The organism is Clostridium sp. B9 (assembly GCF_050509515.1).
Classification (GTDB): Bacteria; Bacillota; Clostridia; order Clostridiales; family Clostridiaceae; genus Sarcina.
Window position 1 is genome coordinate 570,707 of record NZ_JBNWKA010000003.1, and the last position, 23,253, is coordinate 593,959.

General features: G+C 27.0%; 20 protein-coding genes and 1 riboswitch. Of the genes, 14 read left to right on the forward strand and 6 right to left on the reverse strand.

The genetic code is table 11. The annotated features are described in order from the left end of the window. Positions 1–8: 8 nt before the first annotated feature. The 7 genes from ACQZHJ_RS02610 to ACQZHJ_RS02640 all read left to right on the forward strand — a co-directional run bounded on the left by ACQZHJ_RS02610 (position 9) and on the right by ACQZHJ_RS02640 (position 7,629). On the forward strand, positions 9–383 hold the full coding sequence (locus ACQZHJ_RS02610; RefSeq protein ID WP_430483984.1) for a RidA family protein: 375 nt from the start codon (positions 9–11) through the stop codon (positions 381–383). A 74-nt stretch (positions 384–457) separates the two neighbouring features. Continuing rightward, on the forward strand, positions 458–1,015 hold the full coding sequence (locus ACQZHJ_RS02615) for a nucleoside-triphosphatase (RefSeq protein WP_430483985.1): 558 nt from the start codon (positions 458–460) through the stop codon (positions 1,013–1,015). Positions 1,016–1,018: 3 nt separating this feature from the next. Beyond that, on the forward strand, positions 1,019–2,050 hold the full coding sequence (locus ACQZHJ_RS02620) for an ABC transporter substrate-binding protein (RefSeq protein WP_430483986.1): 1,032 nt from the start codon (positions 1,019–1,021) through the stop codon (positions 2,048–2,050). Further along, positions 2,047–3,036, forward strand: a complete 990-nt coding sequence (locus ACQZHJ_RS02625) for a FecCD family ABC transporter permease (protein WP_430483987.1) — start codon at positions 2,047–2,049, stop codon at positions 3,034–3,036. Before ACQZHJ_RS02620 ends, ACQZHJ_RS02625 begins: the two co-directional genes overlap by 4 nt. Then, positions 3,033–3,812, forward strand: coding sequence for an ABC transporter ATP-binding protein (locus ACQZHJ_RS02630; protein WP_430483988.1), 780 nt, complete (start codon positions 3,033–3,035; stop codon positions 3,810–3,812). Before ACQZHJ_RS02625 ends, ACQZHJ_RS02630 begins: the two co-directional genes overlap by 4 nt. A gap of 309 nt (positions 3,813–4,121) precedes the next feature. Further along, complete coding sequence (locus tag ACQZHJ_RS02635; RefSeq protein WP_430483989.1) at positions 4,122–5,855, forward strand: ABC transporter ATP-binding protein; 1,734 nt, start codon at positions 4,122–4,124, stop codon at positions 5,853–5,855. Next, a complete protein-coding gene (locus tag ACQZHJ_RS02640; RefSeq protein WP_430483990.1) occupies positions 5,848–7,629 on the forward strand; it encodes an ABC transporter ATP-binding protein in 1,782 nt (593 codons plus the stop codon). Before ACQZHJ_RS02635 ends, ACQZHJ_RS02640 begins: the two co-directional genes overlap by 8 nt. A gap of 241 nt (positions 7,630–7,870) precedes the next feature. Here the strand turns inward: ACQZHJ_RS02640 and ACQZHJ_RS02645 are convergent, their stop codons facing one another. The 3 genes from ACQZHJ_RS02645 to ACQZHJ_RS02655 form a co-directional block, all read right to left on the reverse strand. Continuing rightward, entirely contained in the window at positions 7,871–8,254 is a 384-nt protein-coding gene (locus ACQZHJ_RS02645; RefSeq protein WP_430483991.1) for a ferritin family protein, read from the reverse strand. Positions 8,255–8,427: 173 nt separating this feature from the next. Beyond that, positions 8,428–8,925 (reverse strand): GNAT family N-acetyltransferase, encoded by a 498-nt coding sequence (locus ACQZHJ_RS02650; RefSeq protein ID WP_430483992.1) that lies wholly within the window; start codon positions 8,923–8,925, stop codon positions 8,428–8,430. Between the two features lie 172 nt (positions 8,926–9,097). Then, positions 9,098–9,730, reverse strand: coding sequence for a class C sortase (locus ACQZHJ_RS02655; protein WP_430486854.1), 633 nt, complete (start codon positions 9,728–9,730; stop codon positions 9,098–9,100). Next, positions 9,727–9,810: riboswitch (cyclic di-GMP riboswitch) on the reverse strand. It overlaps the preceding gene by 4 nt. 889 nt (positions 9,811–10,699) lie before the next feature. On the opposite strand from ACQZHJ_RS02655, the gene ACQZHJ_RS02660 reads away from it, so the two are divergent. Together ACQZHJ_RS02660 and ACQZHJ_RS02665 are read left to right on the forward strand one after the other, a co-directional pair. Then, positions 10,700–12,163 carry a SulP family inorganic anion transporter gene (locus ACQZHJ_RS02660; protein ID WP_430483993.1) on the forward strand — a complete coding sequence of 488 codons (1,464 nt, stop codon included), beginning with the start codon at positions 10,700–10,702 and terminating at the stop codon, positions 12,161–12,163. A gap of 167 nt (positions 12,164–12,330) precedes the next feature. Continuing rightward, on the forward strand, positions 12,331–12,966 hold the full coding sequence (locus tag ACQZHJ_RS02665; protein WP_430483994.1) for an MFS transporter: 636 nt from the start codon (positions 12,331–12,333) through the stop codon (positions 12,964–12,966). 75 nt (positions 12,967–13,041) lie between these two features. Here ACQZHJ_RS02665 and ACQZHJ_RS02670 read toward each other — a convergent pair whose 3' ends face one another. Next, a complete protein-coding gene (locus tag ACQZHJ_RS02670) occupies positions 13,042–14,109 on the reverse strand; it encodes an FAD-binding protein (RefSeq protein WP_430483995.1) in 1,068 nt (355 codons plus the stop codon). Between the two features lie 315 nt (positions 14,110–14,424). After that, positions 14,425–15,405 carry a polysaccharide deacetylase family protein gene (locus ACQZHJ_RS02675; RefSeq protein ID WP_430483996.1) on the reverse strand — a complete coding sequence of 327 codons (981 nt, stop codon included), beginning with the start codon at positions 15,403–15,405 and terminating at the stop codon, positions 14,425–14,427. A 284-nt stretch (positions 15,406–15,689) separates the two neighbouring features. Here ACQZHJ_RS02675 and thrC point away from each other — a divergent pair, with 284 nt between their 5' ends. From thrC to ACQZHJ_RS02695, 4 genes are all read left to right on the forward strand, one after another. Further along, complete coding sequence (gene thrC, locus ACQZHJ_RS02680; protein ID WP_430483997.1) at positions 15,690–17,174, forward strand: threonine synthase; 1,485 nt, start codon at positions 15,690–15,692, stop codon at positions 17,172–17,174. A gap of 9 nt (positions 17,175–17,183) precedes the next feature. Then, positions 17,184–18,065, forward strand: coding sequence for a homoserine kinase (gene thrB / locus ACQZHJ_RS02685; protein WP_430483998.1), 882 nt, complete (start codon positions 17,184–17,186; stop codon positions 18,063–18,065). 486 nt (positions 18,066–18,551) lie between these two features. Then, positions 18,552–19,370 carry an SDR family NAD(P)-dependent oxidoreductase gene (locus ACQZHJ_RS02690; protein WP_430483999.1) on the forward strand — a complete coding sequence of 273 codons (819 nt, stop codon included), beginning with the start codon at positions 18,552–18,554 and terminating at the stop codon, positions 19,368–19,370. 275 nt (positions 19,371–19,645) lie between these two features. After that, on the forward strand, positions 19,646–21,307 hold the full coding sequence (locus ACQZHJ_RS02695) for an EAL domain-containing protein (RefSeq protein WP_430484000.1): 1,662 nt from the start codon (positions 19,646–19,648) through the stop codon (positions 21,305–21,307). Between the two features lie 86 nt (positions 21,308–21,393). Here ACQZHJ_RS02695 and ACQZHJ_RS02700 read toward each other — a convergent pair whose 3' ends face one another. Continuing rightward, a complete protein-coding gene (locus ACQZHJ_RS02700) occupies positions 21,394–22,125 on the reverse strand; it encodes a GntR family transcriptional regulator (protein WP_430484001.1) in 732 nt (243 codons plus the stop codon). Between the two features lie 232 nt (positions 22,126–22,357). On the opposite strand from ACQZHJ_RS02700, the gene udp reads away from it, so the two are divergent. Beyond that, positions 22,358–23,146, forward strand: coding sequence for a uridine phosphorylase (gene udp, locus ACQZHJ_RS02705; RefSeq protein ID WP_430484002.1), 789 nt, complete (start codon positions 22,358–22,360; stop codon positions 23,144–23,146). Positions 23,147–23,253: the final 107 nt, after the last annotated feature.

The following is a 23,253-nucleotide window of genomic DNA, read 5'->3' on the forward strand; positions in this document are numbered from 1 at the left end:
AATTTAAGATGAAAAAAATAATTAATACAGAACATGCACCAGCTGCAATAGGACCATACTCACAAGGAATAGTAATAGGAGATTTAATATTCACTTCTGGACAATTACCATTAAACCCAGAAACTAAGGTTTTAGAAACTGAAATAAAGGCTGCAACTAAGCAAAGCTTAGAAAACTGTAAAGCTATCCTAGAAAATGCAGGAGCATCACTTGATAAAGTATTCAAAACAACTGTTTTTGTAAAAGATTTAAATGATTTTGCTGCAGTGAATGAAGTTTATGGAACATATTTTAGTGAAAATCCACCAGCAAGAAGCTGTGTACAAGTAGCTAAATTACCAATGGATGCACCAATTGAAATTGAAGTAATAGCTAAATTATAAGATGAAAATTGATAAAGTAGGGAGCATATAGTTTCCTACTTTATTGAGATTTTAAGGGTTTATAAGGAGAAGATATGAAGTACAAAAATATACTTATAACTGGAGCAAGAAATTGTGGTAAGAGTACACTTATAAATAATATGTTAGAAGATTTGAACTTGGATTATGTAGGATATAGAACACTCCCTTATTATATAAATGGATATGAGCAGGGTTATTATATTCATGGATACTTAGATGGAGTCAGAAAAGAAAAATTATATAGTCCAATATCTATAAAAATTAGTGGTAATAGGTGTTTAAGCGTTATAGAAACATTTGAAACATTAGGTGTTTATATATTAAGAGAAAGTCGTAGAAATAAGAATACAAGTTTTATTTTATTAGATGAAATTGGGTTTTTAGAAGAGGAATCAGAGAAGTTTAAAGAAGAGATACATAAGTGTTTAGATAGTACAAAATTTTGTTTAGGCGTTTTAAAACTTAAAGAAAGTAAATTCCTAAATTCTATAAAGTTTAGGGAGGATACTTTGGTTATAAATATAGAAGATATAAGCTATAAAGATAGAAAATTTATTAAGGATGAAATAGAAAATTATATAAATTTATATAGATTAAAGGGGGATAAATAAGATATGCAAGGTTTAAAAAAAATAATATCAGTTATGCTTGCTTTTTTGATGAGTATGACATTGTTTATAGGATGTTCTAGTGAAGCTAAAGTTAAGGAAAGTGATAACAAGACAATTATTGTTGAGGATCAACTTGGAAGAAAAGTTGAACTAAAAGGGGTAGCAAATAGGATAATATCAAGCTACTATATTTCAACTTCAATATTAGTTAGTTTAGGAGTACAGAATAAGGTAGTTGGAGTAGAGGCTAAGGCTAAGAATAGAGAGATGTATAAGAAAGTTGCTAAAGAATTTTTGGATTTACCAGCAGTTGGTACAGGAAAAGAAATTAATGTTGAGGAATGTATGAAATTAAAACCAGATGTAGTTATTATACCTACTAGACTTAAGAGTTTTATTCCTCAATTTGAAAAGTTGAATATACCAGTTATAGCAATAGAACCAGAGACATTAGATGGATTTAAAAGTTGTGTAGAGCTTCTTGGAAAAGTTTCAGGTTCAGAGGAGAGATCAAGTGAACTTTTAAAATATTATGATGATACAATGGATAAGGTTCAGGATATGACAAAAGATATTAAGGATAAACCATCGGTATACTTATCAGGTAGTAGTGATGTTCTTAGAACTTGTACATCTAAAATGTATCAAAATTATATTATAGATGTAGCTGGTGGAAAAAATGTAACTGGAAACATAGATGAGGGGTATTGGACTAATATATCAGTGGAACAATTAGTAGATTATAACCCTGAGGTTATGTATATTGTAGAATATGCAAAATACAATGTTGATGATGTATTAAATGATGATAGATTAAAAGGAATAAAGGCAATTGAAAATAAAAAGGTTTATATGTTCCCTTCAAAATTAGAGCCTTGGGATTTTCCAACACCATCATCAATTTTAGGAGTACTTTGGATATTGAATAATCTTCATCCAGAGGTGTATAGTACTGATGAGTTTAAGGAAGATGCTAAAGGTTTTTATAAAGAGTTCTATGATTTAGATGTAACTGATGAGGAAATTGGACTATGATAAAGAAATACTCAATTTGGCCATACGTAATAATTTTACTTGTTTTATCAATAGTATCATTATGTGTTGGAAGATATAGTATTAAGTTAGATGAAATAGTTAATATTATTTTTAATAATGCTGATAAAGTACAAGAGGCGAATCTTTTATTAAATATAAGACTTCCAAGAATATTATTAGTAATAATTAGTGGAGCTGCTCTTGCTTTATCAGGTATGGTTTTTCAGAGTATATTTCAAAATCCTTTAATATCCCCAGATGTATTAGGGGTTAGTTCTGGGTGTTCCTTAGGGGCTGCTATTGGAATTGTATTTTTAGCAGCCTCTCCAATAATGATACAAGGATTATCATTTATATTTGGTATATGTGCAGTTATTTTTTCAATGATTTTATCAAAGAGGATGAGAAGTAATAGAGTACTAGCTCTTGTTATTTCAGGAATAGTTACAGGAGCTTTAACCTCTTCTTTCATTATGATAATAAAGTATTTTGCAGATCCATACAAAGAACTTCCTGCTATAGATTTTTGGCTTATGGGTGGGTTTTATAATAGTGATTGGAAAGGCGTAATAAATGTTTTTATATTAGTTCTAATATCAACATTTGTTTTATTATTATTTAGATGGAAGTTAAAAGTACTTACAATGGGTGATGACCAAGCAAGACTTTTAGGGGTTAATGTTAAAAATGTTAGAATGATAGCTATATTTGCATCAACATTATTGGTTTCTTCAGTTGTATCAGTTGCAGGGCTAATAAGTTGGATTGGAATATTAGCACCTCATATAGTTAAATCATTTGTTAGAGATGATATATCAAAAATTATGCCTTTAACTATGGTTGTTGGGGCTATTATATTGCTAATTGCAGATACATTTGCTAGAACAATAACTACAACAGAGATACCAATAAGCATATTAACATCATTATTTGGAGCCCCATTTCTTGTATATCTTCTTAATAAAAAAGGAGTTGATATGAGATGAATAAATCATTAGAAGTTAGAAATTTAGTGGTTTCTTATGGGGAAAAGAAAGTGCTTGATGATATAAACATAGATATAAAGCCAGGAGAAGTAACTGTGCTTTTAGGATTAAATGGAGCAGGAAAAACTACTTTTCTTAAATCAATAGCAAATCTAAACCATATAGAAAGTGGAGAAATATTGTATGGTAATAAGGATCTATTAAATATGTCAGATAAGGAAAGAGGTAAATTAATATCATATATTCCTCAGCATATTCATACAAATCAAAATTATAGTGTGGAAGATATTATATTGATGGGTATAACACCTTACCTTGGAATGTTTGAAATGCCAAATAAGGAACATTATAAACTTGTAGACGACGTATTAAGAGAACTTAATATATTGTATTTAAAAAATAAGTTAATAGGAGAATTAAGTGGTGGAGAAAGAAGATTAGTTTATTTAGGGAGAGTTCTAATACAGAAATGTAGCATAGTGCTTTTAGATGAGCCTAATACATTTTTGGACTATGTCAAACAGCATGATTTCTTTAAATTCATGAAAAAATTAATAGTAGAAAAGCAATTAACAACATTAATAACATTACATGATATTAACTTAGCTTTAAGGTATGGAGACAGAATAATAATTTTAAATAATAATAAAATAGTGGAATCAATAGATTGCAATGAAGAAAATTACGAAGTGAGGTTTCTGAAAGTAATGGAAGATATATATGAGCGTAAATTAGATATACTTCATACAGAGGTTGGACCTTTTATAATGTGTTAAATAAATGAGTAGTTTAAGATTGTATCAAAGTGTAGAGAGTTTGATACAATCTATTTTTATATAAATTTTTATTGTTTATAGAAGTGAATAGATTGAGAATATTGCAATTAATATGAGAAAAAGTTCTTACATGAGGTGTGAGATTAAGTATATAATATATCTATAAGAAAATATTTTAAATTTAAAGAGGTTGTATCAAAATAAGTTTTATTATTAGGCCATGTTTTAAACACTAATTTAAAACAAAGCCTATTATTAAGTTTTGATGCAGCCCCTTTATATATGAAAAATAAGGGAGGAGGTATAGTAATGAAATTAATACTAAAATATTTAAAGAATTATAAATTAATTCTTATTCTAAATGTAATATCTGTTTTTGGATTTGCTTTAGTAGAGCTTGGTATCCCAACTATTATGGCAAAAGTAATAGATATAGGAATTATACAAAATGATGTTAGTTACATAAAAAGAATGGGATTAGTAATGGTAGCTATTTCTATATTAGGTGTACTTGGAACCATATTATTAGGATATTGTTCTTCTAAGATATCAACAGGAATAACTCGAGATATTAGAAATGACATATTCAAAAAAGCACAGGAGTTTTCTCATACAGAGTATGATAAGTTTGGAGTTTCTTCAATGATAACAAGAACAACAAATGATCCATTTGTTATTTTACAGTTCACTAATACACTTCTAAGATTAGCTTTAATAACTCCAGTAATGTTTACTATCAGTTTAATTATGATACTTAGAACAAGTCTTTCTTTATCACTTGTACTAGCTGTAGTAATTCCAATAATAATTTTAGGGGTTGTTATAATAGCTAGGACTTCAGAGCCATTATCTGAAAAGATGCAAAAGACATTAGATAAGTTAAATAGAATATCTAGAGAAAATTTAACGGGAATAAGAGTAATAAGGGCTTTTTGTAATGAAAAATATGAGAGCGAGAGATTTGAAGGAAGCAATGAGGAATATACAGAAATATCTAAGAAATTAAATAAGATTATGATTGTTTCTCAACCACTTTTCTTTTTCCTACTGAACATTGCTATTATAGCTATCTTTTGGATAGCAAGTAACATGATAAATGTTGGAACACTTCAAATTGGACAGTTAGTTGCGTTTATTGAGTACTTGTTCCATGCAATGTTTTCAATAATGTTATTCTCAATGGTTTTTGTTATGTATCCAAAAGCACAGGTATCAGCTAACAGAATTATGGAGGTACTTAATGAAGAACCAATAATAAAAAATCCTACAGATGGAGTGAAAGAAACTAATAATGAAGGTTCAATAGAATTTGATAATGTATCATTTACTTATCCAAATGGAGAAGAGCCAGTTATTAAAAATGTATCTTTTAAAGGAAATAAAGGTGAGGTTATAGCTTTTATAGGAAGTACAGGAAGTGGTAAAAGTACCTTAATAAACTTAATACCAAGATTTTATGATGTTACTAAAGGGTCTATAAAAATAGATGGAGTAGATGTAAGAGATTATGATTTAAAATACTTACGTCAAAAGATAGGATTTATTCCTCAAAAGACTCTTTTATTTACTGGAAGTATAGCAAGTAATATAAAGTTTGGTAAAAAGGATGCTGAATATGATGAAGTTGAACATTCAGCTAAGATTGCACAAGCTTATGAATTTATTTCTGATAAGCCTAATAAGTTTGATGAGCAAATAACAGAGGGTGGTTCTAACGTATCAGGAGGTCAAAAACAAAGACTTTCTATTGCAAGGGCAATAGTTAGAAGACCAGATATTTATGTTTTTGATGATAGTTTTTCTGCATTGGATTTTAAGACTGATGCTATTTTAAGAAAAGAGCTTAGAAAAGAGACAAAAGATGCTGTTGTTTTAATAGTTGCTCAAAGAATTGGATCTATAATGGATGCAGATAAGATTATAGTATTAAATGAAGGTGAGGTAGTTGGAATGGGAACTCACAAAGAATTATTAAAAAATTGTGAGGTTTATCATGAAATAGCTACATCTCAGCTTACAGAGGAGGAGTTAGCAAATGAATAAGTTTAAATCAGTTGTAAAAAAGATTTCTCCTTTTGTTAGTAAATATAAATTGTCTTTCTTTGGTGCTATTTTCTTTATAATTTCAGCAGCAGTTTTTACTGCCTTAGCACCAGTAACAGAGGGGTTAATAATAACTCAATTAACTAATGATTGTGAGGAACTTTTTAGAGGAGTAGTAGGTGCTTCAGTTAACTTTGACTATATAATAAAGGTTTTAATTATGCTATTTATGGTTTATGCTTTTGGTACAGGATCAACACTTATAGCAGGTTTCTTATTAACTAATGCAATTCAAAGTACTATGAAAGATATTAGAAATGCAGTTGAAAATAAGATAAATAGACTTCCTATAAGATATTTTGATAGTAATAGTTATGGGGATGTTTTAAGTAGAATTACTAATGATGTTGATACTATTGCAAATGCATTACAACAAAGTTTTGTACAAGTAATAAATGCTTTCTTATCAATAAGTTTAGCTTTAATAATGATGTATTCTTTAGATGTTAAATTAGCATTATTAGCTACTTTAATAATTCCAGCAAGTATAATTATCACCAAGTTAATTGTAAGTAGGTCACAAAAATTATTTAATAGGCAACAAAAAGCTTTAGGTAATTTAAATGGAAAAGTACAAGAAATGTATAACGGATTTAATGAACTAAAATTATATGGAAAAGAAGATGATGCTTTAGATGAGTTTATGGAGGTTAATGGAGATTTATGCCAAGTTGGATTTAAAGCACAGTTTATATCAAGTATAATGTCACCTTTAATAAGTTTAGTGACTTACTTAGGAATAGCAGTTATAGGAGTAGTAGGTGCTATATCTGCTATATCAGGTATAATTACTGTTGGTAACTTACAAGCTTTTATACGTTATATTTGGCAAATAAACCAACCCCTATCTCAGGTAACTCAGTTATCTTCAGCAATACAGTCAGCTGTGGCTGCAGCAAATAGAGTTTTTGAGTTTTTGGATGAAAAAGAAGAAGTTAAAGACAAAGAAAATTCTATTAAACTTGAAAATCCAAAAGGAAATGTTTCTTTTGAGCATGTTAAGTTTGGATATAAAAAAGATACTGAGCTAATAGAAGATTTAAATGTAGAAGTAAAAAGTGGACAAATGGTTGCAATAGTTGGAAAGACTGGAGCAGGTAAGACAACACTTATAAATCTTTTAATGAGGTTCTATGATGTTGATAGTGGAGCTATAAAAATAGACGGTGTAGATATTAGAGAGATGAAGCGTGATGATTTAAGAGGAATGTTTGGTATGGTTCTTCAAGATACTTGGTTATTTAAAGGAAGTATTTATGAAAATATCAAATATGGTAGATTTGATGCTACTAAAGAAGAGGTAATAAAAGCTGCTAAAATAGCTAACGTTCATCACTTTATTAAAACTTTACCTGGGGGATATGACATGGTTTTAAATGAAGAGGCATCAAACATATCTCAAGGAGAAAAACAACTTATAACAATAGCAAGAGCAATACTTAAAAATCCAGAAATATTAATTCTAGATGAGGCAACAAGTTCAGTTGATACTAGATTAGAGTTATTACTTCAAAAAGCTATGAAAAATGTAATGAGTGGAAGAACAAGCTTCGTTATAGCACATAGGCTTTCAACTATAAGAAGTGCAGATTTAATTCTAGTAATGAATGATGGAAGAATAATTGAGCAGGGAACTCATGAAGAATTGATGAAGCAGGGTGGATATTATGAAACACTTTATAATAGCCAGTTTGCAGATAAAGAAGATGAATAAGTTCAAATAATAGAGGAGCTATACAAAGACTAAATAATAAGACTTGCAAACATATTCTATTTACAAGTTTTATTAAAAGGTGTCTAGGTATAGCTCCTCTTACTATAGTCAATATTTTAAACCAGTATTGATTTCTAGATATAGTTAGAAATCAATACTCATCTAAAAATAGACTTATTATACATTAGTATGTGATTTCTATAAAAGTTTGGATATCTCCTGTAAAGAAGATAAGATTAATCTATTGTAATAATCCTTTTAATAAGTTTCCATGTTTTATTTCATCTTTTGCTATATCTTTAAATTTAGGGAAGTTTTCTCCAAGTTTTTCATATACAGGACCACCATTAAGTTCAGCTCCTATTAACATCTCAAACACTTTTTTTCTTCCTAAATTTTTGTATGCTGCTTCTATTTCTTCAGCAGATTTGCTAATTGGTTTTAAAACTTCATTTGAATATTCCTTTATTATTGAAGCATGTCTTCCTTCATCAGCAGCTATTCCTAATAATATTTCTTTTTCTTCTTGTGAATTAGCTAATTCAGCTAGTTTTTTATAAACTAAAACTGCATCTAATTCTCCTTGTTGTAATTTTAATAACATTTCTCTTCCATTCTGTTCCATAAAAAAATCCTCCTAAGTAATTATTAATTTAAATTTTTTAAAATAAATTTTGTTAAATTAAATTGCATACAATTTAATTGATGAATTTATTTTAAGGTTTTTATAATTATATGTCAACTAAATTTTAAAAACAGAGCAAAGAAATAAGATAGTTTTGTTTAAAGCAAAACTATCTAAGGTTGTAAAAATTTTTTTCTATAAAGTAAACTATAACCATCCATGTCTTCTATATAAATAATATCAAAGTTATTTATATCATATATTTTTTGAGCTACAGCCTCTTTAGATTCTGTAGAAGTATAGAGATATAAATATTTTTTACCTTGTCTTTTTGCTTCTTCAATAGCAAACTCAAGTAGAGTTTTTCCTATTTTTTTTCCTCTATAATCTGGAGAAACACAATACCAACCAAGCCATATATTATCTTTTGAGTCGTTTTTTATAGTATATAATCCAATAATTCCTATAATAGATTTTAAATTATCTATGGCAATATAGTATTTTAGAGATAAAACATCACTATCATGATGTTTTTGGAATTTTTTTAAGTATTTTTTAGAAAGACTTGCTTTTAGTTCTTTAGATGGAGTGTAATCTTCATCAAAAAAGACAGAATCAACTAATTTACTTGCTTTTTTATAATATTTTTTTGATAAAGGTATGATTTTCATCAATATATACCTCCTAGATTAAAGCTTTTTATTATTGAATTTCACATGATGATAATATAATATTCAAATAAGTTGATATTATTGAAGGATAATATAAAAAATGTATGTTTTATAAATAATCACTGCTTCAAATAGAGTTTATAAATAAAAAATAGTATCACAAAAATTGATACTATTTTTTACTATTTGCAAACTTTATTTTTATAAAAGACACTACTATTAATAAGAGTATTATTAATAATAATATAATAATTATTATAAGTTTTTTATTTGTATGAGCGAATATATTCGTATTTTTTTGTGCAACTTCTATTTCTTTTTCAATTTGAGGAGTGATATCAGTTCTTTCTCCACGAACTAGCAATCTTTCAGTATTTATTCCATATGGATAACAAGTTAAAAGAGTAACGTAATCTTTTCCTTTTATTATTTTTAACTCATCAATTTGATCAGGATGAACAACTTTAATTTGATTTACTTTGTAAGCCATTTTTTTCTTAAAAATATGAATGAAAAAAATATCACCTTTTTTTAGTTTATCAATATCAGTAAATAGTTTTTGATTTGTTAATCCTGTGTGAGCAGCTAAAACAGAATGAGTACTTTCTCCCCCAACTGGGAATGAGGTACCTTCTAACATTCCAATACCTTTAGTTAAGGTATTAGGATCAGTACCAAAATATATAGGTAAATTTAATTTTATACTAGGAACTTCTAGGTAGCCAAGTATATCACCTTGTTTTATACCTAAGTTAGATGGTAATTCATTTAGTGCAATTCCATAAATAAAATTAAAGGTTTTTATAAAATAGCCGGTTGCATCACTAACTCAATATACCCCAGATGCCCAAACACAGGATATATGTCAACGTTTCTATATAAATATTAAGTTATTCTTTTATTGTGATTTATTACTAATTTTGTAGCGATATGTATATTATAATATAGAAAATATTTTGTCAAATTTAATAAAATATTATTTTTATTAAAATAATATTTTATAACGTATACAATTAATGAGTGTTTTTTTTATTATATAATTATTTGATGAAATTATAAAAAAAATCAAATAATTTGTAAATTGTTTGAAGTAAAACTATTATATTAAAAATAAAGAAAAATTTAATATAAATTTAAATAATTGGATTAAGTGAAAAAATAAATATATTATTAATATTAAATTATAAAAAAAGTAACTTAAATATTAATAATACTACAATTATAAAATGTATACTATATTATATTGAGAAATATGTCAAATGATGGTTTAAAACTGTTTTTATAAAATTATTAATTTTAACAATTAATAATAAAAAATTAACATTTATAAAAGCAATTATACGGAATAAAATAATTTTAAAGAAGAAATATTCGGAAATTTATATATTATATTACTTTAAACATTATAATTAATATAAAGTTTTGAGTAGATTTTTCTATTAGAGAATATAAAAATATGTTGAAACTTTATATTCTATTTAATATACTAGAATAGTTGTGCTTAAAGAAAGCTAAGTAAGTTCAATAAGATTTTACTTAGTTATTTTTAGTATTTAGATTATTTTAATAACAGAGAAAAAGGCAATTCCTTAATACCATTTAATAAAGGATAGATTAATATATTCAGATGTTAATTATTATTAATGCAATGTTAAGTAGAATTAGAAGAAAATAAGTTATTAGATAATGAGCGGATTTTAAAAATCTATATAATAGATAAAACAAATGAAAAATTTAGCATTTATATATGTTGAATAAACAAAGGAAGGTGTTTATGGAAAAATTAAAAAAAGAGTGGTTTGGAAATGTTAGAAAAGAGTTAATAGCAGGTATAGTTGTTTGTATGGCTCTTATTCCAGAAGCCATAGGCTTTACTATAGTGGCAGGGGTTGATCCTATGGTAGGAGTTTACTCATGTTTTTGTATTTCTGTTATTATTTCTATATTTGGTGGAAGAACAGGGATGATATCGGCAGCAGCAGGGTCAATGGCTTTAGTTCTTGCTAGTTTGGTTAGGGAATATGGAGTAGAGTATATGTTACTTGCAACAATACTTACTGGAGTATTTCAAGTTATATTTGGATTTTTAAAGATAGGAAAACTATTAAAGTTTATTCCAAAGCCAGTTATGATAGGTTTTGTTAATTCATTAGGGATAATGATGTTTATGGCTCAAGTGGATCATTTTAAAGGTGACTATATGTTACTTGTTCTTGGAGCAATAGGAATAGCTATAATATATATATTACCAAAATTTACAAAGGTTATTCCATCACCAATAGTTGCAATCATAGTTATTAGCACAATAGTTTTAGGAACAGGAATGGATGTTACTAGTTTAGGTGACATGGGAAGAATAACTAAGGAGTTACCAACTTTTTTAATTCCTGATGTACCATTAAATCTTGAAACTTTAAAAATAATATTACCTTATTCAATTTCACTTTCAATAGTTGGATTAGTTGAATCATTATTAACAGCTCAGCTAGTTGATGATATAAATGATGATCCTAGTGATAAAAATAAGGAATGTGTTGGGCAAGGTTTGGCTAATATAGTAACAGGTTTCTTTGGAGGAATTGCAGGATGTGGAATGATTGGACAAACCGTAATTAACCAAGAGTATGGTGGAAAAGGAAGACTATCTACTTTTACAGCAGGAGCTTCAATGCTTATATTTGTAATTTTATTTAACGGACTATTCTTAAGAATACCAGTAGTAGCCTTAGCTACAGTTATGGTAGTTGTTTCAATAACAACATTCAATTGGGGTTCATTAAAGAGAATGAAGCATGTACCAGTTACAGACACTATTGTTATGTTAACAACAGTGGGAATAGTGTTATTGACACATAACTTAGCTTATGGGGTAGTGGCTGGAGTAATTCTTAGCGCAGTATTCTTTACAGCTAAGATTTCACATGTTCATGTTGAAAAAATAATTAAAGATAATAATGTTAGATATAAGTGTAATGGACCTTTATTTTTTGCCTCAACAACAGCATTTATCAATAAATTTGATTATTATGAAGATGTAAAAGAAATTGATATAGATTTAGCTCACATGAAAATATGGGATGAGTCAGCAGTTGATGCTATAGATAAAGTAGTTATAAAATTCCATAAGAATGGTACAAAAGTTAACTTAATAGGAATGCATAGAGATTGTGAACAGCTATTAGAGAAAATAGCAATACATAATAAACCTAATGGCTTAAATGCTGAATTAGGTCACTAAAATAGAGAAAGACTTATAAAGAGGATTTTAAGTTTAAATAGATTAAAATCTTTATTTGTAGGTCTTTTTTTAAAATAGATATAATTTACAATAAAGGTTTGTGATGGTATTCTGTATACATACTATTAGTATGTATAAGTAAGAAGTATGATGATATTAAAATAAGCATGAAGTTTATTTTGAATGAAAAACCAGTTTTATTTAAAGCGATTTTAATAATTTCAGCTTTAAACTTATTCTTAAGTTCTATGATAGTTGTTGGAATGCCTGCATTAATAACACAAACTTTAAAATTAAGTGATAGTTTATATGGAATATCACAAGGAGTTTTAGCTATAGGATCAGTTTTAGGAGGAATATCAGTTGGAATATTTCATAAAAAGCTAAATATTAAAAACTCAAATATCTTAGTGTTATTTGCATCAATAGCATTACTACCAATGGTAATTGTATTTTTAATTCCAGTTCCAGAATTCATAAGTTATGTAGTAGTTTCAGCAATGGGATTCTTAATTATGACATTTGCTACTATGTTTAGTATTCAAATGATGACATTTATACAAATACAAACTCCACCTGAAATAGTTGGAAAAGTTATATCATGTCTATTAGGAGTATCTTTATGTGCAATGCCAATAGGGCAGGCTTTATATGGATTCTTATTTCAAAAATATGGAGCAGCTCCTTGGAAAGTATTATTAGGAGCTATGATTTGTTCAACTATAATATCAGTTGTTTCAAAAAATATATTCAATAGATTACAAGAAGATAAAGAGACATCTAATGAAGCAGTAAATAAATAGAGTATTATAGAACTTTAGTAAGTTTCTATAATAAAAATTAAAGCTGTATAATATTAAATTTATACAGCTTTAATTTTACTCTTCAGAAACTATATCTATGCTTTGGAATTTGCTTTTTAAAACAAGTTTACGTAATAAAGAGTTATACATAAACGGGCATTTAAATAGTTTTGAAAAAACTTTAAGTCTTATTTTAAAAGTTTTTGCTCTATATTTTTTGTTTGGATTTTTGCTGTGTGAGTTTAATATTTTACTTAGATATTCAGCACTGTTTATAGCTGAACTTATTCCTTCTAGGGAACTTGGACTTATGAATCCAGCAGATTCTCCAATTAAGAAAGCATTATCTTTTCCACAACAAAAATCGGAGTATTTAGAAGGTCTTAGTACAAGACAAGCTTCAGTTTTTATAGGTTGTCCAAATTTAAAACCTAATTTTTCTAGTTTTTCTTTTTGCATTTCAAATCTTTCTCTGGCATTATCTAAGGGATAGGCACCACCAAATATAAAGTGGGAATCCTTTGAGATTGACCATGAACAACAATCAGTTATTTCATTATCAAATATACAAGAGTAGAATGGATTTTCATGCTCTTCAGAGAACCATTGTTGAATAGACATATAGGTTCTTATTTTTTTATTTGGATAAATAGTACGACGAACTAATGAATTAGCTCCATCAGCACCAACTAAATACTTAGTTAAAATAGTATGTTTCTCTCCATTTTCAGAAAAGGTAACTTTATATCCTTCAGCGACTTTTTCTATTTTAGTACAAGCAGAGTTATTATAAATATCAACGTTACTTGGAATGAGTGATTTAAGCCATAAATCAAATTTATGACGATTAAGGTTTATATAAAATCTTTGGTAATGACGAATTAAATTATGTTTTACATCTATGGTTTTTACTGCAAAAATTTGAGGATCAACTAGAATATCCTTTGGAAGAGTCATATCAAACTTTGCAAAAACTTTTTGTGCATCTGAGGATAGTAACCCTCCACAAGGTTTTTGAAATCCATCTTCAAGAGTATTCTTTTTATCTATAGCAATAATTTTAAATTCTTTAGAAAGTAGTCTTGCTAAAGTAGACCCAGCAGGTCCTAATCCTATAATTGCAATATCATACATGGTGTTCATAAAAATTTCCTTCCTTTTAATCATACTTAGTAAAAAATAATTCTAATAAAATCTAGTTTTTAAAACTATTAATTTCAAATAATTTACTAATTAATTTATGGATAGTATAGCATCTCTAAAATGAAAAATCAACAATTATTTATTGTTTTTCGATATTAAAATATTGTATTGGTTGTGTAGGAGGTGTTTTGAATTAGTATGTAAATAAATTGATTTTATTAATATGATTTAAACATTTTTTGAAGTTAATCAATTAAATAGTCTCTGTTTTAAATCAACACGTACTTAAAACAGAGACATAAATTAAAGAGTAAGTTATTTTCCTTTAAGCCTATCTTCAAATTTTTGTATTGAATAATTATTGCTAACATAAATTCTATCAATGTTATAATTATTATCACTTCTATCAGCAAACTCTCCATTTAAATTGAAACCAAGTTTGTAACCCGCTTTTTCTGCAGCAATTCTTGTACTTGGATTATGTCTTCCAAATGGATAAGCTATAAATTCAATAGGCTCTTTAATAATTTCTTCTAAGACTTCTTTAGAGTTTTTAAAAGTCTCTAACTGACTAGCTTCATCAAGTGTTGATAAATCTTCATGTTTTGCAGTATGACTTTCTATATCTATTCCGTTATCAGACATTTCCTTTATTTCTTCAGCTGTCATGAAATCTGGTGATCCAATAAAGTTTGAAATTATAAAAAATGTAGCTGGAAAATTAAATTCTTTTAAAATTGGGTAGGCATATTCATAATTACCTTTATATCCATCATCAAAAGTTATTAATACAGATTTTTCAGGAACAGGTTCACTCTTTTTTAGATAATTATAAAACTCATTTAAAGTAAGTGGAGCATAATCATTATCTTTTAAATATTGAAGTTGCTCTCTAAATTTTTCTGGACTAAGTAAAAGTTCATTGTTATCAGGATTATTTGGAGTTACATCATGATAGCATAAAACTGGTATATTCATGTCTTCAATAGTAGTCTTTAATCCTTCAAATCTATTTTTATTCTCATCATTTTCAATCTCACCAGTTGAAACTTTTTCTTCTTTATTAGAAGTTTCTAAATTAGTATTTTCTTTAGTAGGAACTTCTTCTGTGGAATTTTTCTTATTTTGTGTACTAACTTCTTCATTAGGATTATTTTCAGAGTTATTACTATTAGATTCAGTATTAGTTTTATTTTTACTTTCCTCAGCATTTGTTCCACAAGATATAAATGATGAACCAACGATTAATATTGAGGCTAAAGCAATAACAAATCCTTTGTTTCTAAATTTTTTCATATTTCTCAATCTCCTAAATACCAAATTATGTTTACGATATATTACCATATAAAATTATATAGAACAATTCTTTTAAAATATTTATAAAATAAATTTTAAATATTATTTTTATATAGTTATAGATAAATTAAATTTCTTAATAATTAAAGTTAAAAAGATAAGAAAAATTATTTTGTGTCCTTTGATAAAACACAGTTGATTTTATTAGAAGAACAGTATATTATATCAAAAAAGGATTAATGTAATAAAATGGAATTATATTATTTTTAGAATGGAGGGATATTATGGAGCAAATTTTTAAAAGTACAAGAGGAGGAGAAAAAAGAATAAAATCTTCTCAAGGAATATTAAAAGGTATATCAAGTGATGGAGGGCTTTATGTGCCTGAGATTTTTCCAAGTTTAAAAAGTGACTTTGATAAATTAAAAGGTATGAATTATAAAGAGTGTGCTTTTTATATATTAAAAAAATATTTTGTTGATTTTACTGATGATGAGCTTAAAGAGTGTATTGATAAAGCTTATGATTCTAAGTTTAGCAGTGAGGAAATTATTTCTTTAGCTGCAGTTGAAAATATTTATTTTTTAGAGCTTTATCGTGGTAAGACCTTAGCTTTTAAGGATATGGCTTTATCAATATTACCTCATTTAATAAAATGTGCTAGTGATAAAAGTGAGAATAAAAAAGAAATAGTTATTTTAACAGCTACTTCAGGAGATACTGGGAAGGCAGCTCTTGAAGGTTTTGCTAATGTAAATGGAATAAAGATAATAGTTTTTTATCCAGAGAAAGGAATAAGCGAAGTTCAGAAAAGGCAGATGCAGACTCAAGAAGGTAAAAATACATTTGTTATAGGAGTTAATGGGAATTTTGATGATGCTCAGAGAGCTATAAAAGAAGTGTTGAATGATGATGAATTTAAAAATCTTTTAGAGAAAAATGATTATATGTTTTCTTCGGCTAACTCAATAAATATAGGTAGGTTAATTCCTCAGATAGTTTATTATGTGTATTCTTATTTTAAACTCCTTAGAGAAAATAGAATAGATAGTGGTGAAGAAATAAATATAGTTGTCCCAACAGGTAATTTTGGAAATATTTTAGCAGCTTACTACTCTAAGAAGATGGGGTTGCCTATAGACAAGCTTATTTGTGCATCAAATGAAAATAATGTATTAACTGATTTTATAAATACAGGAATTTATGATTGTGAAAGAAATTTTTTAATAACAAATTCGCCATCTATGGATATACTAATTTCAAGTAACTTAGAAAGATTCTTATATGATATAAGTGGACAAGACTCAAAGGTTATAAATAAGCTTATGAAAGATTTAAAAGAGAATAGTAAGTATGAAATAAATGACTATATGAAAAGTAATATGAAAGATTTATACGGGGATTTTGCTAATGATAATGAGGTTCTTAAAGGAATAAAAGAAATTTACGAAGAATGCAATTATCTTATTGATACACATACTTCTGTTGGATATATGGTTTATAAAAAATATAAAGAAAAGACAGGAGATAATAAGAAAACTATTATTGTATCAACGGCAAGTCCATTTAAATTTACTAAGAGTATAAATGATGCCTTAGAGTTAAGTGATGAGAATGATGAATTTAAGCTCATAAAAGAATTATCAGAAATTATTAAAATAGAAATTCCAAAAGGGGTTAAAGATTTAGAAGATAAAGAGAAGATTCATAATGAAATATGTAATAAAGATGAAATAAAGAATGTTATAAAAAATATATTAAAAGCGTAGGTGAATATGATGATAAAAGTTCGAGTTCCAGCAACAACTGCAAATATGGGGGCAGGATTTGACTGCTTAGGGATAGCTTTAGGAGTTTATAACACTTTTACTATAGAGGAAATTGAAGAAGGATTAATAATTGAAGGATGTAGAAAAAAATATAGAAATAAGGATAATATGATTTATTGTGCATTACAAGAATGTTTTGAAAAATTAGGGTATAAGGGTAAAGGGATTAGAATAAAAGTTGAAGGAGAAATTCCAGAATCAAGAGGGCTTGGAAGTAGTGCAAGCTGTATTTTAGGAGGAATAATTGGAGGAAATGAACTTTTAGGTGGTCAGTTAAGTAAGCATGAAATTTTAGAATTAGCTACAATAATTGAGGGTCATCCAGATAATATTGCACCTGCATTATTTGGAGGAATGACCGTTGCTATTCAAGAGGGGAATAGTGTTTACCACAATGAAATTGATATTAAGGATGATTTGAAATTTTGTGCCTTAATTCCAAACTTTACCTTATCTACTGAAGAATCAAGAAGTGTTCTTCCAAAGAAGATAGATTATAAAGATGGAGTTTTTAATACTGGAAGAGTTGCTCTTATGCTTTCAGCATTTGCAAATGGTAGATTTGATTTAGTAAAGCATGGGTGTCAAGATAGGCTTCATCAACAATATAGGGGAAAACTTATAGAAAATTATGATGAAATAATAAGAGTATGTAGCAAACAGAGCATAGGAACTTTTTTAAGTGGAGCAGGACCGACAATAATGAATGTAATCTCAAAGGAGGATAATAAATTTAATGAGATTATGAAAGAATTTGTTGAGCCTATGAATGGAGTATGGCAAGTAAAAGAGTTTGATGTTGACTTCAAAGGGGCAACTGTAGAATTATAAACATCTTTTATAGAGTTTTTGATTAAGGTTAAATATAAAAAGGTATATTTATTAATACTTATAGACCGAAATAGATATTGAGTTTGTTAATTCAATATCTATTTTTATAATAAATCAGGTTGATTTATATAGATAAATTTCAATTATTAAATTATTAAGATAAAAATCAAATAAACTAAGTGATTTACATAAATTAAAAAATTTTTTATACATATTAATTTGTTAGATTAAATATAAAACATTCTTTATGAAGTGAATATTTTCTTTGGTTTAATATGAAATATATTTTATGAGACAAACATACGGTTTGAATCAAAGAGAAATAGATAAATAAGTTAGATATACTAATATTGACATTGTTATTTAAAGATAATATATTACTTAATAATATGAAAGATTAGAAGAATTTAGAAAATATTATTGAGGAGGTGAGATATTACCATTGAGTAATTTGTAGAAAGAGTTACTTAATAGTAATAGAAATTTATGGGTGAAATAATTAATGGAAGATTTATGGACAAGGTAATGGTGGTTACAGGAGCAGCTGGAGGGATTGGTAAAGCCGTAGCCTTAAGAGCAGCTAAAGAAGGAGCTAAATTAGTTTTAGCTGATAGAAAAGAGGAAATGAGTAAAGAAACTTTAGAAGAAATAAAAGAGATAACTCCTAATGTTGAATTTTTAATATGTGATTTAAGAGAGGGAGAAAACTGTAAGAAGGTTATTGATACTGCTATAAATAAATTTGGTAGATTAGATATTTTAATAAATAATGCTGGAATTACAGGTACACCAGCGCCGGTTCATGAAATGTCAGAAGAGATGTTTAGAAATGTATTAGATTGTAATATAATGACTGCATTCCATTGTTCTCATTATGGAATCAAAGAAATGATTAAACAAAACAAAGGTGGAGCAGTTGTAAATGTATCTTCAGTTGCTGGATTAACAGGCTTTCCAGGACATTCAGCTTATGTAACATCTAAACATGGATTAAATGGATTAACTAGAAATATGGCCTTAGACTATGCTAAATATGGCATAAGAGTAAATGCAGTTAATCCAGGAACTACAGACACTCCAATGTATCATGAAGCTTTAGAATTTTTAAGGAAGAAAAGAGAGGCAGCTGAGAAAGCTGGTGTTAAAATAGAAGGTGGAATAGTATCTGGAAAGGTCACATCACCTCAAAATAGAGTAGCAAAAGCAGAGGAAGTATCAAATGCAATATTATTCTTAGCATCTAATGAAGCTAGTAATATAACAGGAATATTTATGCCTGTAGATGGAGGGTTTACAGCTTTTTAATTATAATTATATAGGGATAAAGGTTACTTTTCTAATATTTTTTTCATAGAATGGTTATTTAGCTTTAATTAATTTATTTTATTTAAAAGCTTTGTTTTAAAATAAGGCTTATGTTTTAAAGTAGTATTGATTTTTAGATATAGCTAGAAATCAATATAACTTTAAATAGAGCCTAAAATAAAGTTAATTTTAGATAGAACTGTAAAACTATTTAAAATACACTAATTTAAAATATAGTTTTTAAAAAAGAATATTTTATTAGGAGTATAAATATTATGAGAAAAAATAATAAAAAATTTTATTATATTTTAGCATTACTATTCTTAGTAGGATGTGCAACATTTATTTTAATTTCTAATTTTAATTTATTTCATAAATCTGAATATGATAGTTGTATAAATGATACTTATAAAAATAGATTGGTTAAGGTTGGATTTTATGAGTATGGAGAATATTACTTTTTTGATAAAAACTTAGAACAAAGTGGATATTATAATGATTTATTAAAAGAACTTTCTAGAAAAATTGGCTTTAAGTATGAATATGTAAATTGTGGGATAACCGATGCTTTAAATGATTTGAAAGAAGGAAAGATTGATTTATTATTTGGAATAAATAAAACTATTGAGAGAGAAAAGTATTATGCATATACAAATCAGTATATAGCAACTGAAAATTATGCTATTTATTTAAATAAGAAGATAAAATATCATAATCTAGAAAGTCTTAATGGATTGAGGTTTGCGTATATAGAAAATGAAGCAAATAATGAGTATATATTAAATTTTTTTAAGGAAAAAGATATAAATATAAAGTTAGTAAATGTAAGGTCATATAAGGAAGCAGAAGAATATCTAGAAAGTGGAAAAGTTGATTTTATAGTATCAACGGTTAGTAGTAATTTAGAAAAACGACATATGAAAAGAGTATTTGAATTTTCTTGTGGACCAGTATATATAGTAGCTGAAAAAAAGAATAAGGAACTTATAGATCAGATAGATGAGGTATTGGCTCATAATAAAGAGAAAAATAAGAATTTGCTTTATAATAAATATTTCAATGAATATATTTATAAAAATAAATTCAAGAATACTATAATACTGATGTTATTGATTATTCTAGGGTATTTCTTTATATATAAAAAAGTAAAAATCAAAAAAAAGCAGAAAGAAATAAAAAATAATATAAAAAATGAAAATTATATATTGGTTTATCAGCCAATAGTGAATCCTAAAAATAATAAAATTGTAGGGTTAGAATCGCTTTTAAGGATGAAATCTAAAAATGGCATTTTAGGACCAAATAAGTTTATTGCAGATATAGAAAATAGTAATATGCTATTTGATATTTCTATATGGATAATAAATAAAACCTTAGAAGATTATAAAATTTTAAGTCAATTTAATAATCTTAAAAATAATAAATTCTATATTTCAGTTAATATTTCATTTTTAGAAATTGAAAATAAAAAATTTATAGAAGAATTAATACATATTAGTAAAAGTACAAACTTTGTTCAAAAGTTAATTTGCTTAGAGATTGTGGAGAGAGTTAAGGCAAAGGATATAGAAAAAATAAAAGAATCAATATCAATTTTGAGAGAAAATGGTTTTATCGTTGCTATAGATGATTTTGGAATAGAATATTCAAACTTAGATCTATTAAATAAAATTGATTTTGATGTAATTAAGTTAGATAAATATTTTATAGATGATATAAAAACTAATATATTAAAAAGAAAAATAATTGAATTCATATGTGAAATATGTGAACCGGAAGGTAGATCAATAGTATGTGAAGGTGTAGAACACTATAATCAGGTTGAAGTCATAAAAAATATAAATTACAAAAAAATTTATATACAAGGGTATTTTTATTCAGAACCAGTTTTTATAGAGCAACTAAAAAATTTTAAAATAGAGAACATTAATAATTAATAGAGTTTTTTTAGAAATTAAAGAAATGAATACAATTAGAATGATTAGTTTTTTATTAAGAATATTTATAAGTCCTATGAAATAATTTATTTCATAGGACTTATTTTTAGTGTACTTTGATCTACAGGTAAATAATGTTTATTAAATATTATTGGAAATTGTGAGTTGTTATAAATAGCTTCATCAATAAGATAAAATTGTGTTTCATTACTTATTGGATGATTCTTTGTAACAAAACTACCTGCAGTTGTAAGTTTGATTTTACTTTCTATGCCAGTGCAGTCTATGTAGCTTTTTTCTTCAATAAAGCTTAGAATACTTTTTTCTTTATTCAAATCTATATTGAATAAAGAGATTGCCTCTATTGGAATTATTGAATAAGTGTAGGCTATTGCTGAACCAGCAGCCCAATACCATCTATCTATACATACAGTTGCTACTGACTTTTCACCTAGTATCTTTTTATAGTAATCAGAAGGGGGATCTATCTTAAGATTAATTTCAACTTTATCAATATCAATGTCTAAGCATTTATAAACAGGATGTCCTATTTTTTCTAAGCCTGTTAACTTAGTTTTATTTTCTTTTATTATAAAATTACCTTTTCCCCTTATATTTTTTATAAGTCCATCATCTTGCAGAAGTGCTAAAGCTTGTCTTAGCGTACTTCTACTAACGCCTAACCTTTTTGCTAAATCTGGTTCAGATGGTAATCTGCTATCATCTGAAAAATTACCTTCGCTAATCATTTTGAAAAGCTTATCATAAACTGTAACGTATAATGGTTGTTTTTGCTTTGTTGTAGTAAGAATATCCATAGCATCACCTTTCTAATAGTAGACAAGTTATAAAACAAGTTGTACCGAAATATTTAGTTTTATACTTAAATTATAAGATATTTAGCTCTAATAACCAATAATTAATGAAAAAAACTTTTTGTAAACGTTTGATAATTTTAAAAAAGTGTAGTATTATAAAAACATAACATACAAGTAAGTAGACAAGTTTAAAAATTTATATATTAATGGGTATTAATAGGAGGAATTCAATATGATTTATTCACAAGGTTCAGAAAAACAATATCACATAGATGTAGCACCAGGAGAAGTTGGTAGATACGTAATAATGCCAGGGGATCCAAAAAGATGTGCTAAAATAGCAAAATATTTAGATAATGCAGAATTAGTAGCAGATAAAAGAGAATATGTTACATACACAGGATATTTAGATGGAGAAAAAGTAAGCGTTACCTCAACTGGTATAGGCGGACCTTCAGCAGCTATTGCTTTAGAAGAATTAGTTAAGTGTGGAGCAGATACTTTCATCAGAGTAGGAACTTGTGGTGGAATTGATTTAGATGTTAAAGGTGGAGACCTTATAGTAGCAACTGGTTCAATAAGAGCAGAGGGAACTTCAAGAGAATATGCTCCAATTGAATTCCCAGCGGTAGCAAACTTAGATGTAATAAATGCATTGGTTAAAGGAGCTAAAGAATTAAAAGTTCCATATCACGCTGGCGTAGTTCAATCAAAAGATTCATTCTATGGACAACATTCACCAGAAATAAAACCTGTAAGCTACGATTTATTAAATAAATGGGAAGCATGGAAAAGATGTGGATGCTTAGGATCAGAGATGGAAGGAGCTGCATTATTCATAGTAGGAAGCTACTTAAGAGTAAGAGTAGGAGCTGTTTTCCTAACTATAGCTAACCAAGAAAGAGAAAAAGCTGGATTAGATAATCCACAAGTACATGATACAGAGCTTGCAATAAAAGCTGGTATCGAAGGAATTAGAAACTTAATAAAAGAAGATAGAGAAAATGGAAAAATAAAATAAAAAATTTATTCTGGAAATTAAAGATTTTTAGGTAGGTAAAAAAGTACTTACCTAAAAATCAACTTTAAAAGTTTGAATTAAAATCTTAAAAAATCTTTGAAAATTAA

Coding starts and splice junctions, on each gene's coding strand:
- ACQZHJ_RS02610 (WP_430483984.1), top strand. CDS start 9: ATGAAAAAAATAATTAATACAGAACATGCACCAGCTGCAATAGGACCA.
- ACQZHJ_RS02615 (WP_430483985.1), top strand. CDS start 458: ATGAAGTACAAAAATATACTTATAACTGGAGCAAGAAATTGTGGTAAG.
- ACQZHJ_RS02620 (WP_430483986.1), top strand. CDS start 1,019: ATGCAAGGTTTAAAAAAAATAATATCAGTTATGCTTGCTTTTTTGATG.
- ACQZHJ_RS02625 (WP_430483987.1), top strand. CDS start 2,047: ATGATAAAGAAATACTCAATTTGGCCATACGTAATAATTTTACTTGTT.
- ACQZHJ_RS02630 (WP_430483988.1), top strand. CDS start 3,033: ATGAATAAATCATTAGAAGTTAGAAATTTAGTGGTTTCTTATGGGGAA.
- ACQZHJ_RS02635 (WP_430483989.1), top strand. CDS start 4,122: ATGAAATTAATACTAAAATATTTAAAGAATTATAAATTAATTCTTATT.
- ACQZHJ_RS02640 (WP_430483990.1), top strand. CDS start 5,848: ATGAATAAGTTTAAATCAGTTGTAAAAAAGATTTCTCCTTTTGTTAGT.
- ACQZHJ_RS02645 (WP_430483991.1), bottom strand. CDS start 8,254: ATGGAACAGAATGGAAGAGAAATGTTATTAAAATTACAACAAGGAGAA.
- ACQZHJ_RS02650 (WP_430483992.1), bottom strand. CDS start 8,925: ATGAAAATCATACCTTTATCAAAAAAATATTATAAAAAAGCAAGTAAA.
- ACQZHJ_RS02660 (WP_430483993.1), top strand. CDS start 10,700: ATGGAAAAATTAAAAAAAGAGTGGTTTGGAAATGTTAGAAAAGAGTTA.
- ACQZHJ_RS02665 (WP_430483994.1), top strand. CDS start 12,331: ATGAAGTTTATTTTGAATGAAAAACCAGTTTTATTTAAAGCGATTTTA.
- ACQZHJ_RS02670 (WP_430483995.1), bottom strand. CDS start 14,109: ATGAACACCATGTATGATATTGCAATTATAGGATTAGGACCTGCTGGG.
- ACQZHJ_RS02675 (WP_430483996.1), bottom strand. CDS start 15,405: ATGAAAAAATTTAGAAACAAAGGATTTGTTATTGCTTTAGCCTCAATA.
- thrC (WP_430483997.1), top strand. CDS start 15,690: ATGGAGCAAATTTTTAAAAGTACAAGAGGAGGAGAAAAAAGAATAAAA.
- thrB (WP_430483998.1), top strand. CDS start 17,184: ATGATAAAAGTTCGAGTTCCAGCAACAACTGCAAATATGGGGGCAGGA.
- ACQZHJ_RS02690 (WP_430483999.1), top strand. CDS start 18,552: ATGGGTGAAATAATTAATGGAAGATTTATGGACAAGGTAATGGTGGTT.
- ACQZHJ_RS02695 (WP_430484000.1), top strand. CDS start 19,646: ATGAGAAAAAATAATAAAAAATTTTATTATATTTTAGCATTACTATTC.
- ACQZHJ_RS02700 (WP_430484001.1), bottom strand. CDS start 22,125: ATGGATATTCTTACTACAACAAAGCAAAAACAACCATTATACGTTACA.
- udp (WP_430484002.1), top strand. CDS start 22,358: ATGATTTATTCACAAGGTTCAGAAAAACAATATCACATAGATGTAGCA.